The sequence below is a fragment of the Pseudomonas guariconensis genome, from assembly GCF_024127895.1.
In the GTDB taxonomy this organism is placed as follows: Bacteria; Pseudomonadota; Gammaproteobacteria; order Pseudomonadales; family Pseudomonadaceae; genus Aquipseudomonas; species Aquipseudomonas guariconensis_B.
Window position 1 is genome coordinate 94,704 of sequence record NZ_JAMYBK010000013.1, and the last position, 14,755, is coordinate 109,458.

Here is a 14,755-nt window from a genome sequence, read left to right on the forward strand (position 1 = left end):
AAGGTCGGGTTCCTATGCTGTTTGGTTGCGGGCCGGCTCGAACAACTGCTGGCCCAGTTGCCAGGCGGTGCGCAGGTGGCCCTTGGGATCCTGGCCCTCGCTGTCGGTGAGCACGTTCGAACTCAGTACCTGAGCACCGCAGTAGTCGAAGATGCCGTGTTCGATTTGCACGCGCATCGCCTCGCCGTAGCCATGCCGCTCGAAGGTACCGGCATCGGCACCTGCGACGCCGACCAGGTGCACGGTAAGGCCCTGGAGTTTCTTGATGGTCGGGCCGTTGACCTGGTAGTCGAAGGCCCAGCCATTGCTGAACACACGCTCGACCCAGCCCTTGAGCAGCGCTGGCAGCGACCACCAGTAGACCGGGTAAACCAGCACCAGCGCATCGGCGCGCTCGATGCGCGCCTGCTCGGCGAGCACATCCGCCGGCGGTGGGGCCAGGCGACGATGCACGGCATGGTCGGCCAGGCCGAAGCGGGGGTCGAAGCCTTCTCGGGCCAAGTCGGCGATTTCGGCCGTGTGGCCGGCGCTGGCCAGGCCGTCGGCGATGCGTTGGGCGAGGGCATGGGTCAATGATTCTGGGTCGTGGTGGCCGATGACGATCAGGGCATGCATGGCGGTTCTCCAGGTGAAAGGGTGCGTGAGTGGGGGCGGCGTTATATACTCGTAGTAAGTTACTGTTGGTAAGTTACTTTTGGTAGGTAATCGATGTCAAGCGATGACAAACCGCTGCCGCGCAAACGCCTGTCCCGTGAGGCGAGGCGCCGCCAATTGCTCGACGTGGCCTGGCAACTGATCCGCGACGAGGGCACCGACGCCTTGAGCCTGGGGCGCCTGGCAGAGCAGGCTGGGGTGACCAAGCCGGTGGTGTATGACCATTTCGAAACCCGCACGGGATTGCTGGTAGCGCTGTACGAGGAGTACGACGCGCGTCAGACGGGCATGCTCGAGGCGGCGTTGGCGGTCAGCGCCGCCAGCCTGCAGGTACGTGCCGGGGTGATCGCCGCGGCCTACGTGGAGTGCGTGATGACCCAGGGGCGCGAGATACCTGGTGTGTCCGCGGCGCTGGCCGGGTCGCCGGAGCTGGAGGCGCTCAAGCGGAGCTACGAGGGGCCGTTCCTGGAGAAGTGCCGACAGGCCTTGGCGCCGTTCGCGCCGAGGGGGGATATCGGCGCTGCTGGGTTGCGGGTGCTGGTGGGGGCGGCAGAGGCGCTGTCGCAGGCTGCGGCGGCGGGGGAGTTGGAGGCCGGGCGGGCGAAGGATGAGTTACAGGCGACCATCGTGGCCATGGTGCTGCGCCAGTAGATAGGGGAAGTTGTGGTTGAGGCCGCTGTGCGGCCCATCCGGTAATCCGGCTTCCATGGACCCCTGATAAATCAATGGGTGACGATCTTTTCTATTAGAGCTGGCTTGCCCTCGAATAGGCTGCCCTGACAGTCCAGGGCACTGATGGTCGAGCCCAGGTAATGCTGCCAGTACTCGCGACGTTCCGCGGTGTGTCCAGGCTGAGCGGGCATGGTACTGCGCTTGCTGTCATGGTTGTGAGGCCCTGGTTGGACGCGTACCATGCCGGGCATTCCTTCCAATAACAAACCGTGCGTCACCTGCCTTTTACCTGGGCAGGTGGCGAGCGTCCTGTCGCCTTGTCTGCGGAGAACAGATTTCCATCCATGAACGGACCCATTCCCACCACCCTGCCGCCGACCGCAGGTGGCGGCAGCTGGCTGAGCGTCATCGCCCTGGCCCTGGCGGCCTTCATCTTCAATACCACCGAGTTCGTCCCGGTGGCGCTGCTCAGCGACATCGGCCGTAGCTTCGACATGAGTACCGCCCAGGTCGGCCTGATGCTGACCATCTACGCCTGGGTGGTGGCCCTGGCGTCGCTGCCGATGATGCTGCTGACGCGCAACATCGAGCGGCGCCGCCTGCTGCTGTTCGTGTTCCTGGTGTTCATCCTCAGCCACCTGCTGTCGTGGTTGTCGCAGAGTTTCGCCATGTTGCTGGTCAGCCGTATCGGGATCGCCCTGGCCCATGCCGTGTTCTGGGCCATCACCGCCTCGCTGGCGGTGCGTGTGGCACCGCCCGGCCAGCAGGCCAAGGCCCTGGGCCTGCTGGCCACCGGCACTACCTTGGCGATGGTCATGGGCATCCCCCTGGGGCGTGTGGTGGGCGAAGCCCTGGGCTGGCGTATCACCTTCCTCAGCATCGCTGGGGTGGCCCTGGCTACCATGCTCTGCCTGATGAAGTCGCTGCCCTTGCTGCCGAGCCAGAACTCCGGCTCGCTGCGCAGCCTGCCGATCCTGTTCAAGCGGCCGGCGCTGGTGATCACCTATGTCCTGGTGACGCTGGTGATCACTGCGCAGTTCACTGCCTACAGCTACATCGAGCCGTTCGCCCTGCATGTGGCGCAGATCGGCGGCGAGCGCACCACGCTGTTGCTGCTGCTGTTCGGTGGCGCCGGGGTGTTCGGCTCGGTGCTGTTCAGCCGCTACAGCGACCGTTTTCCGCAGGGCTTCCTGGTGGCGGCCATCGCGTCCCTGGCGGCCTGCCTGCTGTTGCTGCTGCCGTTGTCGGGCAATTTCTACCTGTTCGCCGCCCTGAGCATGGTCTGGGGCGTGGCGATCCTGAGTTTCAGCCTGTCGCTGCAGTCCAAGACCCTGAAACTCGCTTCGGACGCCACCGACGTGGCCATGGCGCTGTTCTCCGGGATCTACAACATCGGTATCGGCGGCGGCGCGTTGCTGGGCAGCATCGTCAGCAGCCAACTGGGCGTGGCCCATATCGGCTTGGTTGGCGGTGGCGTGGCGCTGGCTGGCCTGGTGCTGGCGGTGGCTAGCGTGCAGCGCTACCGTGCGGCGGCCGCAATGCCGTTTGACTGACTAATGGAACAGCGGCTTCAGGGCTCGAGCGCGGCGAAACGCTCACGCAGCCATAGATGCAACTGCGACACCGCCGGCGACAGTTGCTTGCGGTGTGGGCACACCAAGGTCACCGGCGTCAGTTCGCCGGGATGATCCGGCAGCAGGACCTCCAGCTCGCCAGCGGCGACGTTGGCGCTGACGTCCAGCCAAGACTTGTAGACGATGCCTTCCCCCTCCAGTGCCCAGCGCCGTACCACATCGGCATCGTCGCTGAACAGTGGGCCCCGCACCTGCACGGTAAGGCTGCCCAGGCGCCATTTGTCGTAGATCCGCCCCTGCTGCAGGTACAACAGGCAGGCATGCTGCTGCAGCTCCTCGGGCGTGCGCGGCCGCCCGTGACGGGCCAGGTATCCGGGCGAGGCCACCAGCACCCGACGGTTCCACGGGGCCAGGGGCAGGGCGATGTAGTTGGCTTCCTGGTTCAGGCCATAGCGAATGGCGACGTCCACCGGGTCGCGGTACAGGTCGGCCACCTGGTCGGAGAGAAAGAAACGCAGGCTCAGGTCCGGGTGCTCGCGGCGAAAGGCGCTGAGCCAGGGCAGCAGAATGTTGCGCCCCAGGTCCGAGGGGGCCGAGACCTGCAGTACGCCGCGTAGGGTGCTGTGGGCGCCGTGCAGGTTGTCGCGGCCCTGGCGCAGGGTGTCGAGCACGCCCTGGGCGGTGGGCAGGTACAGCTCGCCCTCGGCGGTCAGGCGCAGGCTGCGGGTGGTGCGGGCGAACAGCCGTACATCCAGTTCGCGCTCCAGGCGCTTGATCGCCGCCGCGACCTGGCCGGGGAGCAGGCCGGCCTCATGGGCGGCGGCGGTGAAGCTGCCCAGGGCGCTGCTGCGGACGAACAACGCCAGATCGGTGATACGCAGCATTTTCACTCCAGGGGTGAAAGTGTTGCTGCATTGTGCCAGTTTTTCTTTTTCAAAAGAAAGATAAGATGCCCGGCAACGTCATTCTCCCCAAGGAGCCGCTTCGATGGATACCGTTACGCTCGCCAAACGTCGCTACACCACCAAGGCCTACGATGCCAGCCGCAAGATCCCCCAGGCCACCGTCGACGCGCTGCTCGAGCAACTGCGCCACAGCCCGTCCTCGGTCAACTCGCAGCCCTGGCACTTCGTGGTGGCCGACAGCGCCGAAGGCAAGGCGCGCATCGCCAGGAGCACCGAAGCCTTCGCCTACAACACGCCGAAGATCCTCGACGCCTCCCATGTGATCGTCTTCGCCGCCCGTACCGAGATGCCCGAGTCGCACCTGCAGGCGGTACTGGAGCAGGAAGCCGCCGATGGCCGTTTCCGCACCGAGCAGGCTCGCGCCGGGCAGGCGCAGACACGTCTTGGCTATGTCGACCTGCACCGTTTCGACCAGAAGGACTTGCAGCACTGGATGGAGAAGCAGGTCTACCTGGCCCTGGGCACCGCGCTGCTCGGCGCCGCCGCCCATGGGCTGGACGCTACCCCCATCGAAGGCTTCGACAGCAAGGTGCTGGATGCCGAACTGGGTCTGCGCGAGCGTGGCTTCACCAGCGTGGTGCTGCTGAGCCTGGGTTACCGCAGCGAGGAGGACTTCAACGCCGGTCTGAACAAGTCGCGCCTGCCAGCGCCGGCCGTGTTCACCTTCCTTTGAAACCTGGCTGATCGGGGCCGCCCGCGCCCCAGAATCAGTCACCTGCGACCTATCGCCGGTCACGCACCTGCGATAGGGGCCTGGCCACCTGTTCCAGTGGCTGGCGTTCGGCCGCCGCGCCCCAGCGTGCCTGCACCCAGGCCGCGGCGATCATCAGCCCGGCGCCGACCAGGTAACCGTACAGCACGTTGCTGCGCTCGCCAGTCTCGATCAATGCACCGAACAGGGTCGGCCCGAGCAACCCGCCGAGGCCGGTGCCGAAGGCGTAGAACACGGCGATGGCCAGGGCGCGGATCTCCAGGGGAAAGGTCTCGGCCACGGTCAGGTAGGCGGAGCTGGCGGCGGCGGAGGCGAAAAAGAAGATCACCATCCAGGCGATGGTCTGTTGCGTGACATCGATCAGTTGCTGCTGGAACAGGTAGCCGCTGAGGGTCAGCAGCACGCCGGAAACCAGGTAGGTGCCGCTGATCATGATGCGTCGGCCGACCACATCGAACAGCCTGCCGAGTAGCAGCGGCCCGCAGAAATTACCCAGGGCGAAGGGCAGCACGTACCAGCCGACGTCTTCGGAGGGCACCGCGTAGAAATCGGTCAGTACCAGCGCATAGGTGAAGAAGATGGCGTTGTAGAAGAACGCCTGGGCGCTGAGCAGGGTCAGGCCCACCAGCGCACGGCGGCGATGATCGACGAACAGGCTGTGGAACACTTCGCGCAGCGGCGTGTGGTCGCGGGCGTGCAGGTGCAGGGGAGGGCGGTCGATGGGCGGCAGTTCGATACCACGCTCACGGTAGCGACGCTCGATGCCGGCGACGATGCGCTCAGCCTTCTGCGGCTGGTTGTGGATCATCAGCCAGCGCGGGCTTTCCGGGATCCACAGGCGCATCGGCACGATGAACAGGCCCAGCAGCGCACCGATGCCGAAGCACAGGCGCCAGCCCAGTTCGCCGCCGACCAGCGCCGGGTCGAGCAGCACCACCGAGCCCAGTGCGCCCAGGGCGGCGCCTAGCCAGAAGGTGCCGTTGATGGTCAGGTCGACCCAGCCCCGAAAACGCGCCGGAGTGAACTCCTGGATGGTCGAGTTGATCGCGGTGTACTCGCCGCCGATACCGGCGCCGGTCAGGAAGCGCAACAGCAGGAAACTCTCCAGGTTCCACGAGAAGGCCGTCGCCGCCGTGGCACCGATATACAAGGCCAGTGTGACGAAGAACAGCCTGCGCCGGCCGAGGCGGTCGGTCAGCCAGCCGAACAACAGGGCGCCGAGCACGGCACCCGCGATGTAGGCGCCGCCGGCCAGGCCGACCTCGGTGTTGCTCATCCGCAGCACCGGGCTGTCCTTGAGCGCGCCGGACACCGAGCCGGCCAGGGTCACCTCCAGGCCGTCGAGCAGCCAGGTGATGCCCAGGGCGAGCACCAGCAATGTGTGGAAGCGGGTCCAGGGCAGACGATCGAGGCGCGCGGGGATATCGGTGGCGTAAAGGTGCTGGTCCGTGGTGCTGGGCTCGCGCAGGGCTCGGGTGGTCATGGCAGGTCCTTCGCTGGCGAAGAGTGGTTACCCGATGGAGCCACCTGCCGTGCCGGAGTTCAAACATCGAGACGCTGCCGCCTGGGAGCCGGCGACAGCGCCTCCCTCCCTCACCACAACGACGCGCTGGCTGCCGTCAGCACCCGTGCGAAGACCTCGATCGCCTTGTCCACCTCGGCCTCGGTCGTATAGCGCCCGAGGCTCAGGCGCACGCTGTTGCGTGCCTGTCTTTCATCCAGCCCCAGGGCCAGCAGCACATGGGAGGCGGCGTTGCTGGCCGAGTTGCATGCCGAGGTCGAGGACAGCGCCAGCTCGCTGGCCAGGGCGGCACTGTTGAAACCCTGGGTATCGATGCACAGGTTCAGGGTATGCGCAATGCGCTGGGTAGGGCAGCCGTTGAGGCTCACCCCCGGCAGGGCCAGCAGGCCCTCGCGCAGGCGCTGGCTCAAGCGCTCGATGCGCTGGTGCTCGCTGTCGCCGGGCTGGCCGGCGAGGGCGAAGGCGCTGCCCATGCCGACGATCTGGTGGGTGGCCAGGGTGCCGGAGCGCAGGCCGCGCTCGTGCCCGCCGCCATGTATCTGCGCGCGCAGTGTTGCCCGTGCCCGAGGCCCGACATGGAGCGCGCCGATGCCCTTGGGGCCATAAACCTTGTGGGCCGAGAACGACATCAGGTCGACCGCTACCCGGGCCAGGTCGATGGCCACCTTGCCCACGGCCTGGGCCGCATCCACATGGAACAGGGCGCCATGGGCACGCACCAGGTCGCCGATGGCGGCGAAGTCGGTGACGGTGCCCAGCTCGTTGTTGACTGCCATCAGCGAGACCAGCCGGGTATCCTCGCGCAGCGCCGAGTGCACCGCCTGCGGTCGTATCAGGCCGGCCTGGTCAGGTGCCAGGCGGGTGACCGTCCAGCCCAGGCCTTCCAGCTCGGCCACGGTATCCAGCACGGCCTTGTGCTCCAGCTGGCTGGTGATCAGGTGGCCCGGTCGCTCGACGCCCTGGGCGATGCCCTTGAGCGCGAGGTTGTTGGACTCGGTGGCGCCGGAGGTCCAGACCAGGTCGGCTGGGTCGGCGCCGACCTGTGCGGCCACCTGGCGACGTGCCTGCTCCACGGCCTCGCTGGCAGCCTGGCCATAGTGATGGCCGCGGGAGGCGGGGTTGCCGAAATTGGCCTCGCGGCCGAGGCAGGCGAGCATGGTTTCGATGACCCGGTCGTCGACCGGGGTCGTGGCGGCATAGTCGAAGTAGAGCGGGGCGCTAGGCATGATGGGCGAGTCCGTGCTTGTCGCCTTGGGATGGCGATCGATGGAGCCATCGTACGCGGCGCAGCGGGATGCATTTTGCCTTCTGTTCGCTCTTTTTCTGGAGGCTAAGAAAATATTTCCATTTTTGGTCTTTTTGTAGGAAATATTTCTCTTATTTGAAGGTGCTCATCTCTAACCGTTCGCCAGGTCAGGTCGGTTCCGAGGTTTTTTCCTCTTGCGCCACCACACGTTCGCACAGCTCGATGATCTGCTCGCGCATCCAGCGGTTGGCCGGGTCCTGGTCGGTGCTCTCGTGCCAGTACAGGTGGGTTTCCAGCGGCGGCACTTCCACCGGCAAGGGCAGATGGCGCAATTGGTGGCGGCGCGCGAAGCGCTCGGGGACGGTCATCACCATGTCGGTCTGCTGCAGCACCTGGGAGGCCATCAGGTAGTGCTGCGAGCGCAGGGCGATCTTGCGTTGCACACCCATCTTGCCCAGGGCCAGGTCGACGTAGCCCAGGCCATTGCGGCGGCTGGAGATATGGATGTGGGTCATGCCCAGGTAGCTGTCGAGGGTCAGCTTGCCGTCGGCCAGCGGGTGGCCCGGGCGCAGGGCGCAGACATAACGGTCGTGCATGAGCTTGACGTGGCGCACCTGCGGATCGATGTTCAGCGGCGCATCGACGGCGAAGTCCAGGCGCCCGGCGGCCAGCTCCTTGGTGGTCTCGCGGCGCTTGCACAGGAAGCTCTCGATCACCAGCGAAGGCGCCAGGCGGCGCAGGCGCTGGAACAGCGCTGGCAGGATCACCGCCTCGGTGAGGTCGGTCATGCTGATGCGGAAGGTCTTGTTGGCTTGCTGCGGGTTGAAGATGCGGCTTTCCTGCACCGAGGTGCGCAGCAGGGCGAGGGCGTTGCGCACCGGGCCGATGATGTTCTGCGCCATGGGCGTGGGCACCATGCCCTGGGCGGTGCGCACGAACAGCGGGTCGTTGAAGGTCTCGCGCAGACGCGACAGGGCATTGGACACTGCCGGCTGGGTGATGCCGACGATCTGCCCGGCACGGGTCAGGTTGGCTTCGGTGTAGATGGCATCGAAGACGATGAACAGGTTGAGGTCGACCTTGCTGAGGTTCATGGGCGCCGCTCTTTGTTGGAATTATTGGCCGATCATATATCGGTTATGAATGTTTATACACATAGAAAATAGACTAGGTGGATGGAGCGCCGGTGCTCTAGGCTCTGCTGCATGTTCTTCATCGACTGAAGGTAACCCCTCATGGATTTCGCCTATTCGCCCAAGGTCCAGGCGCTGCGCGAGCGCGTCACCGCGTTCATGGACACCTACGTCTATCCTGCCGAGCCGGTGTTCGAGCGCCAGGTCGCCGAGGGCGACCGCTGGCAGCCCACCGCGATCATGGAGGAGCTCAAGGCCAAGGCCCGTGCCGAAGGCCTGTGGAACCTGTTCCTGCCCGAGTCGGAGTACGGTGCGGGCCTGAGCAACCTTGAGTACGCGCCGTTGGCCGAGATCATGGGGCGTTCGCTGCTGGGGCCGGAGCCGTTCAATTGCTCGGCGCCGGACACCGGCAACATGGAGGTGCTGGTACGCTACGGCAGCGAGGCGCAGAAGCGCCAGTGGCTCGAGCCATTGCTGCGTGGCGAGATCCGTTCGGCGTTCGCCATGACCGAGCCGGACGTGGCCTCCTCGGACGCCACCAACATGGCCGCCACCGCCGTGCGCGACGGCGATGCGTGGGTGATCAATGGCCGCAAGTGGTGGACCTCCGGCGCCTGTGACCCGCGCTGCAAGGTGATGATCTTCATGGGCCTGTCCAACCCGCAAGGGCCGCGCCACCAGCAGCATTCGATGATCCTGGTGCCGACCGATGCGCCCGGGGTGAAGATCGTACGGCCCTTGCCGGTGTTCGGTTATGACGACGCTCCCCATGGCCATGCCGAGGTGCTGTTCGAGAACGTGCGGGTGCCCTACGAGAACGTGCTGCTCGGCGAGGGACGTGGTTTCGAGATTGCCCAGGGGCGCCTGGGCCCGGGCCGCATCCACCACTGCATGCGCTCGATCGGCATGGCCGAGCGCGCCCTGGAGCTGATGTGCAAGCGCGCGGTGAGCCGCACCGCCTTCGGTCGCCCCCTGGCGCGGTTGGGCGGCAACGTCGACAAGATCGCCGACTCGCGCATGGAGATCGACATGGCGCGCCTGCTGACCCTGAAGGCTGCCTACATGATGGACACCGTCGGCAACAAGGTGGCACGCAGCGAGATCGCCCAGATCAAGGTGGTGGCGCCGAACGTGGCGTTGAAGGTGATCGACCGGGCGATCCAGATGCATGGCGGGGCAGGGGTCAGCGGCGACTTCCCGTTGGCCTACATGTATGCCATGCAGCGCACCCTGCGCCTGGCTGACGGTCCGGACGAAGTGCACCGAGCGGCCATTGGCAAGTACGAGATCGGCAAGTACGTGCCGCGGGAGATGTTGCGCGGCGGGCATTGATTGGAGCCTGTCTTTGGCATCTTGGGGCTGCCTTGCAGCCCATCGCCGAGGTCTGCGGTGCTCACAAATCGTGTGTCATGCAGAGCAACGTGGGCTTGCTGGCGATGGGGCGAGCGCTTGCCTGAGATAGACGCAGGGGGCATCGATCGTCTGTTGGAGTAAGTCGCTAGCGGAGTCCGCGTCGCCATTAACATGGTGCAGGTTGACCGTAAATTCTGTGTTGGCTGTAGGAAACGTCTATAACGCCGCAAGCAGGGAAAAAGCCCCTTCCTGAGCTGCTAGGTTCCTTGGCTTCATCAAGCACAAGGAGCTGGCACATGCGTGTGAGTCCGACAGGCGTATGGTCCTTCGAGAGGGCGACGCCACCACACCTTTTTCGCTGTATGGCGGGGTTGGCTTGCTGGCGAAGGCTTTGGCAAGTTTTTGGTGAGGAAAACTTATGACGGTCAGCATGATTGATATAAACAGCTGGCCATTGAAAGTGCAGCTTGCCTTTACGGTTACACCACTCATTTTCATGATGGCGGGAGTGGCTATCAGCGCGTACGTTGCTTGGTCGCATGAGTTCGAGATCGTGAAGTCGTCGATACGCAGTAGTCCTTACTTGGAACAAATGAAGAATTCTTTGGGTACCACTAGTTGTCGGGCGCGCTGGATAGTGGTTTGCCTAGCGGGTGGGCTTCTCTCTTTTCCTAGATATCATGCGCGTAGGGGGCTTGTTAGTTTGGAGGAGTTAAAGGGGTTTCCTAACGCCCTAAAACGCAAGCTGGTGCTCTCAACTTGGCTGGCAATCGTTGGTTTTAGTTGGATGATGGTCGGGTATGCGCTGATACAGCTCGCAAAGACGAAGTAAGTTTTCAAGCTTGTACTACCTTGGTCGCGTACTCTGCCATCACCAGTATCTGGAGCGAATGAAGCGATACTGGGGGCAAGCCTGCGATCACGTTGCCTTCTGGTCAGTACGGTAATTGCCCTGGTTACATTTCTGGGATCTCGGCTACGGAGGGGATTATTGAGTGCAGAAGAAATTAGCAAGTTCCCGCCTGGTTTGAGGTGTAGAATGCAAATAGCGTTTTGGCTGATAACGATTGACTGTCTCTGGTTTTTTCTCGGGTGCCTGGTGATAGAACGACAAGGCTGATTTGTCATTACGTCACGTTGCCACGGTTGAGTTCCCAGTTTTCGCTCTCGAAGAAAAACGTCGCTTGTTCATCTTCACAGCCTTGACGTTCGACGGAGCCAGCGGCCTTGAGTCGCATCGGTAATGGTCAAGCCCAGAGTCAGACCCGCATATGCGGGTCTTTCTTTTCTTCATTCCTTGATTTGCTGTCAACCGCTGACGACGGCGCTTCTGGCTTTGCATCTTCGACAGTGGCCGCTACCGGACTGGCATGCCCATCCCGCGTCCTGACCAACGACAACACCACCCCACCCAGCAGCAACCCGAACGTCACCCCCAGCGACAACAGCGCCGGCACCTTGCCCACCAGCCCATGGTAGAAGATCTTGCAGCCAATGAAGATCAGCACCAGGGCCAGTGCGTACTTGAGATAGACGAAACGGTGCATCAGCGCCGCGAGGGCGAAGTACAGCGAGCGCAGGCCGAGGATGGCGAAGATGTTCGAGGTATAGACGATGAACGGGTCCTGGGTGATGGCGAAGATCGCCGGCACGCTGTCGACGGCGAACACCAGGTCGGCCAGCTCGATCAGCACCAGGGCCAGGAACAGCGGGGTGGCATAGCGCAAGGCCTTGTGCGTTCCTGGTGGGGTGAGGCGGACGAAGAAGTGCGCGCCGTGGAGTTGGTCGGTCACCCGCATGTGTCGGCGCACGAAGCGCAGTACCGGGTTGTTGGCCAGGTCCGGATGGCTCTCCTGGCGCGAGAAGGCCATCTTCACCCCGGTGAACAGCAGGAAGGCGCCGAACAGGTACAGCACCCAGGCGAAGTTCTGCACCAGCGCCGCCCCCACGCCGATCATGATCGCCCGCAGGAACACCACCCCGAGGATGCCCCAGAACAGCACCCGGTGCTGGTAGCGGCGAGGGATGGCGAAGAAGCCGAAGATCATCGCCATGACGAACACATTGTCCATCGACAACGATTGTTCCACCAGGAACCCGGTATAGAACTCCAGGGCCGACTGGGCGCCCAGTTCGTACCAGACCCATGCGCCGAACAGCACGCCGACGCTGAAATAGCCTGAGTACAACAGCAGGCTTTCACGCATCTCGATCTCGCGGTTCTCACGGTGCAGCACGCCCAGGTCCAGGACCAGCAGGCCGACGACGATAGCGATGAACACCAGCCACAACCAGGTGCTGGTGCCGAGGAAAGAAGTCGTGAGGAATGTCTGTAGAGCCGCCATAGCCCCTCCTTGATTGTCGACGTTGCATGGCAACAGTGATTCCGACATGGCGGCTCGGCAGCCGTCAGAGGGGCCCGGCATCACATGGGCTTGAGCCTAGACCTGTTTTGCCAGGAATGCCGACCGATGTGCTGTTACATTTTTTTGCCTGGATCCAATATTTGAGATTAATTCCCAATTGTAAATAAATCGTGAAAAACATTAAGATTCGTTCCGGCCTGCCGCAGAGCGGGCATGCCGTTCGGCAATGCATTCAAAACCAAGAATAAATCCCGTGATGAGCCCCCAAACGTATCGAGCAAACAGATCAACTAGGGGTCAACAAGCGTGCAACAGCACCACTCTCTGAACGCGGTCCACCTGGCAGGGAATGCCGTCACCGTTCGCTTGCGGCGCCAGCCGCTGGCATTGGCCGTTCTTGCGGCAAGCCTGGCCGCACCGAGCAGCATGGCCTGGGCCGAGGACGCCAGCAGCAAGGGCCCTCTGGAGCTGGGCGCCACCGCCATCACCGACACTCGCCTGGGCGAGATTACCGAGGGCAGCCGCTCCTACACCACCGGCGCTACCCGTACCGCCACGCGCATGGCCCTGTCGCCGCGGGAAACGCCACAGTCAGTGAGCGTGATCACCCGCCAGCAAATGGACGACCAGAACCTCACCAGCATCAGTGACGTACTCGGCAAGACGCCCGGTGTGACCGTCACCAAGCTCGACAGCAACCGCACCAGCTTCCAGGCCCGTGGCTTCGAGATCGATAACTTCCAGATCGATGGCGTTCCGGCGGCGTTTCGCTTCGGCAACGGCATCGACCAGACCGACATGGTCATCTACGACCGCGTCGAGGTGCTGCGTGGCGCCACCGGCCTGCTCAGCGGCTTCGGCAGCCCTTCGGCCACCGTCAACCTGGTGCGCAAGCGGCCGACCCGCGAGCTCTCCGGCTATGCCTCCCTCGGTGCCGGCAGTTGGGACACCTACCGTGGCGAGTTCGACATCGGTGGCGCACTGACGCCGGGCGGCAACGTGCGCGGACGCTTCGTCACCGCCTATGAGGACAGCCAGTCGTTCATGGACAACCTGTCCGAGAAGAAGCAGGTGATGTACGGCATCGTCGAGGCCGACCTGTCGGAAGACACCCTGCTCAGCGTCGGGCTCAGCCGTCAGACCAATCGCCCGGAAGGTTCTTCGTGGGGGCCGTCGACGCCGCTGCTGGATAACAATGGTAACGACTTCGCCATGTCGCGCTCGTTCAACCCCGCCGCCAAGTGGAGCCAGTGGGACAACACCGCCGACAACCTGTTCGTCACCCTCGAGCAGCGCCTGGCCAACGACTGGACGATCAAGGCCTCGGCCAGCCGTACCGAAACCGATTCGCCGGCCACCCTGGGCTCGGCGGCCAGTGGCTTTCCCGATGCGGCCACCGGTGGTGGCATGGGCGTATGGCTGGGGCGCTACCGCTACAAGACCGACCAGAACGCCTACGACCTGTATGCCAGCGGCCCGTTCCAGTTGCTGGGCCGCGAGCACGAGTTGGTGGCCGGGATTTCCCACCGTGATATCCGCGCCCACGAGGACAATTGGCCGTTCTTTTTCGGCAGCGCCAATATCTACCAGTGGGCCGGCGATTTCCCTGAGCCGGACTGGGGGCGCCCGCTCACCAAGGTCGATACTCGACTGCGTGAAGAGGCTGCCTACCTGACCGCCCGTTTCAAGCCAACCGACAAGCTCTCGGTGATCGTCGGTAGCCGCCTGTCCAACTGGGAACTGGACAGCACGCGCCTGACCACCGCGACCGACCAGCGCGAGAAGGTCCAGGACCTGGAGGAGAATGGCGTGGTCGTGCCCTATGCCGGGGTGGTCTACGACCTGAACGACACCTGGTCGGTCTACGGCAGCTACACCAGCATCTTCAAGCCCCATGAAAGCGAACAGGACGCCAGCGGCAAGATGATCGAGCCGGAGGAGGGCGATGCCTACGAGTTGGGGATCAAGAGCGAGTTCTTCGACGGCCGCCTGAATGCCAGCCTGGCGCTGTTCGAGGTGCAGCAGGACAACCTCGCGGAGTTCGCGGCGACCGACCCTGTGACCAACCGTGGCATCTACCGCTCGATCCAGGGCGCCAAGACCCGTGGCTTCGAACTGGAAGTGGCCGGCGAGCTGACCCCGGACTGGCACGTGCAAGGGGGCTTCACCCATCGCATCACCCGGGATGGCGACGACCACAAGATCTCCACCATCGAGCCGGAGAACCTGCTGCGCCTGTCCACCACCTACCGCCTGCCGGGCGTATGGAACAAGCTGACCGTCGGCGGTTCGGCCAACTGGCAGAGCAAGGTGTGGAAGGACCTGGACAGCCCGGCAGGCAACGGCGAAACCGAACGCTACACCCAGTCGAGCTACCTGATCCTCGATGCCATGGCCAGGTACCAGGTGACCGACCAGCTGTCGGTGACCCTGAACGGCAACAACCTGACCGACAAGAAGTACTTCAACAACCTGGGCTTCTACAACGGTGGCTACTACGGTGACCCGCGCAATTTCATGTTGACCACGCGGTACGACTTCTAAAGGCCCAGCGCTTT

Annotated in this window: 13 protein-coding genes; 6 read left to right on the top strand and 7 right to left on the bottom strand. The window is 63.9% G+C overall.

Annotation, left to right across the window (positions count from 1 at the left end; translation table 11 throughout):
* Nucleotides 1-12: 12 nt before the first annotated feature.
* Complete coding sequence (locus tag NJF35_RS15090) at nt 13-615, bottom strand: NAD(P)H-dependent oxidoreductase (RefSeq protein ID WP_253091220.1); 603 nt, start codon at nt 613-615, stop codon at nt 13-15.
* A gap of 93 nt (nt 616-708) precedes the next feature.
* On the opposite strand from NJF35_RS15090, the gene NJF35_RS15095 reads away from it, so the two are divergent.
* On the top strand, nt 709-1,305 hold the full coding sequence (locus tag NJF35_RS15095; RefSeq protein ID WP_253091221.1) for a TetR/AcrR family transcriptional regulator: 597 nt from the start codon (nt 709-711) through the stop codon (nt 1,303-1,305).
* 71 nt (nt 1,306-1,376) lie between these two features.
* Here NJF35_RS15095 and NJF35_RS15100 read toward each other — a convergent pair whose 3' ends face one another.
* Nucleotides 1,377-1,568: a hypothetical protein gene (locus NJF35_RS15100; protein ID WP_225789654.1), complete on the bottom strand. Its 192-nt coding sequence runs from the start codon at nt 1,566-1,568 to the stop codon at nt 1,377-1,379.
* A gap of 102 nt (nt 1,569-1,670) precedes the next feature.
* Here NJF35_RS15100 and NJF35_RS15105 point away from each other — a divergent pair, with 102 nt between their 5' ends.
* Entirely contained in the window at nt 1,671-2,879 is a 1,209-nt protein-coding gene (locus tag NJF35_RS15105) for a sugar transporter (RefSeq protein WP_225789653.1), read from the top strand.
* A gap of 17 nt (nt 2,880-2,896) precedes the next feature.
* On the opposite strand, the gene NJF35_RS15110 is transcribed toward NJF35_RS15105, so the two are convergent.
* Complete coding sequence (locus tag NJF35_RS15110) at nt 2,897-3,784, bottom strand: LysR family transcriptional regulator (RefSeq protein ID WP_225789652.1); 888 nt, start codon at nt 3,782-3,784, stop codon at nt 2,897-2,899.
* 103 nt (nt 3,785-3,887) lie between these two features.
* On the opposite strand from NJF35_RS15110, the gene nfsB reads away from it, so the two are divergent.
* Nucleotides 3,888-4,538 (top strand): oxygen-insensitive NAD(P)H nitroreductase, encoded by a 651-nt coding sequence (nfsB, locus tag NJF35_RS15115; RefSeq protein ID WP_225789651.1) that lies wholly within the window; start codon nt 3,888-3,890, stop codon nt 4,536-4,538.
* Between the two features lie 49 nt (nt 4,539-4,587).
* Here nfsB and NJF35_RS15120 read toward each other — a convergent pair whose 3' ends face one another.
* From NJF35_RS15120 to NJF35_RS15130, 3 genes are all read right to left on the bottom strand, one after another.
* Nucleotides 4,588-6,060: an MFS transporter gene (locus tag NJF35_RS15120; RefSeq protein WP_253080316.1), complete on the bottom strand. Its 1,473-nt coding sequence runs from the start codon at nt 6,058-6,060 to the stop codon at nt 4,588-4,590.
* 110 nt (nt 6,061-6,170) lie between these two features.
* Nucleotides 6,171-7,325, bottom strand: a complete 1,155-nt coding sequence (locus tag NJF35_RS15125; protein ID WP_253091222.1) for a cysteine desulfurase family protein — start codon at nt 7,323-7,325, stop codon at nt 6,171-6,173.
* Nucleotides 7,326-7,512: 187 nt separating this feature from the next.
* Nucleotides 7,513-8,439: a LysR family transcriptional regulator gene (locus tag NJF35_RS15130; protein WP_225789648.1), complete on the bottom strand. Its 927-nt coding sequence runs from the start codon at nt 8,437-8,439 to the stop codon at nt 7,513-7,515.
* Nucleotides 8,440-8,580: 141 nt separating this feature from the next.
* Here NJF35_RS15130 and NJF35_RS15135 point away from each other — a divergent pair, with 141 nt between their 5' ends.
* Both NJF35_RS15135 and NJF35_RS15140 read left to right on the top strand, forming a co-directional pair.
* Nucleotides 8,581-9,810 (top strand): acyl-CoA dehydrogenase, encoded by a 1,230-nt coding sequence (locus tag NJF35_RS15135; protein ID WP_225789647.1) that lies wholly within the window; start codon nt 8,581-8,583, stop codon nt 9,808-9,810.
* 439 nt (nt 9,811-10,249) lie between these two features.
* Nucleotides 10,250-10,663: a hypothetical protein gene (locus NJF35_RS15140; protein ID WP_225789646.1), complete on the top strand. Its 414-nt coding sequence runs from the start codon at nt 10,250-10,252 to the stop codon at nt 10,661-10,663.
* Between the two features lie 427 nt (nt 10,664-11,090).
* Here NJF35_RS15140 and NJF35_RS15145 read toward each other — a convergent pair whose 3' ends face one another.
* Nucleotides 11,091-12,176 carry a TerC family protein gene (locus NJF35_RS15145; RefSeq protein ID WP_225789645.1) on the bottom strand — a complete coding sequence of 362 codons (1,086 nt, stop codon included), beginning with the start codon at nt 12,174-12,176 and terminating at the stop codon, nt 11,091-11,093.
* A 327-nt stretch (nt 12,177-12,503) separates the two neighbouring features.
* Between NJF35_RS15145 and NJF35_RS15150 the strand changes: the two genes are divergently transcribed.
* Nucleotides 12,504-14,741 (top strand): TonB-dependent siderophore receptor, encoded by a 2,238-nt coding sequence (locus NJF35_RS15150; protein WP_253091223.1) that lies wholly within the window; start codon nt 12,504-12,506, stop codon nt 14,739-14,741.
* Nucleotides 14,742-14,755 lie beyond the last annotated feature (14 nt).

Coding starts and splice junctions, on each gene's coding strand:
- NJF35_RS15090 (WP_253091220.1), bottom strand. CDS start 615: ATGCATGCCCTGATCGTCATCGGCCACCACGACCCAGAATCATTGACC.
- NJF35_RS15095 (WP_253091221.1), top strand. CDS start 709: ATGTCAAGCGATGACAAACCGCTGCCGCGCAAACGCCTGTCCCGTGAG.
- NJF35_RS15100 (WP_225789654.1), bottom strand. CDS start 1,568: ATGGTACGCGTCCAACCAGGGCCTCACAACCATGACAGCAAGCGCAGT.
- NJF35_RS15105 (WP_225789653.1), top strand. CDS start 1,671: ATGAACGGACCCATTCCCACCACCCTGCCGCCGACCGCAGGTGGCGGC.
- NJF35_RS15110 (WP_225789652.1), bottom strand. CDS start 3,784: ATGCTGCGTATCACCGATCTGGCGTTGTTCGTCCGCAGCAGCGCCCTG.
- nfsB (WP_225789651.1), top strand. CDS start 3,888: ATGGATACCGTTACGCTCGCCAAACGTCGCTACACCACCAAGGCCTAC.
- NJF35_RS15120 (WP_253080316.1), bottom strand. CDS start 6,060: ATGACCACCCGAGCCCTGCGCGAGCCCAGCACCACGGACCAGCACCTT.
- NJF35_RS15125 (WP_253091222.1), bottom strand. CDS start 7,325: ATGCCTAGCGCCCCGCTCTACTTCGACTATGCCGCCACGACCCCGGTC.
- NJF35_RS15130 (WP_225789648.1), bottom strand. CDS start 8,439: ATGAACCTCAGCAAGGTCGACCTCAACCTGTTCATCGTCTTCGATGCC.
- NJF35_RS15135 (WP_225789647.1), top strand. CDS start 8,581: ATGGATTTCGCCTATTCGCCCAAGGTCCAGGCGCTGCGCGAGCGCGTC.
- NJF35_RS15140 (WP_225789646.1), top strand. CDS start 10,250: ATGACGGTCAGCATGATTGATATAAACAGCTGGCCATTGAAAGTGCAG.
- NJF35_RS15145 (WP_225789645.1), bottom strand. CDS start 12,176: ATGGCGGCTCTACAGACATTCCTCACGACTTCTTTCCTCGGCACCAGC.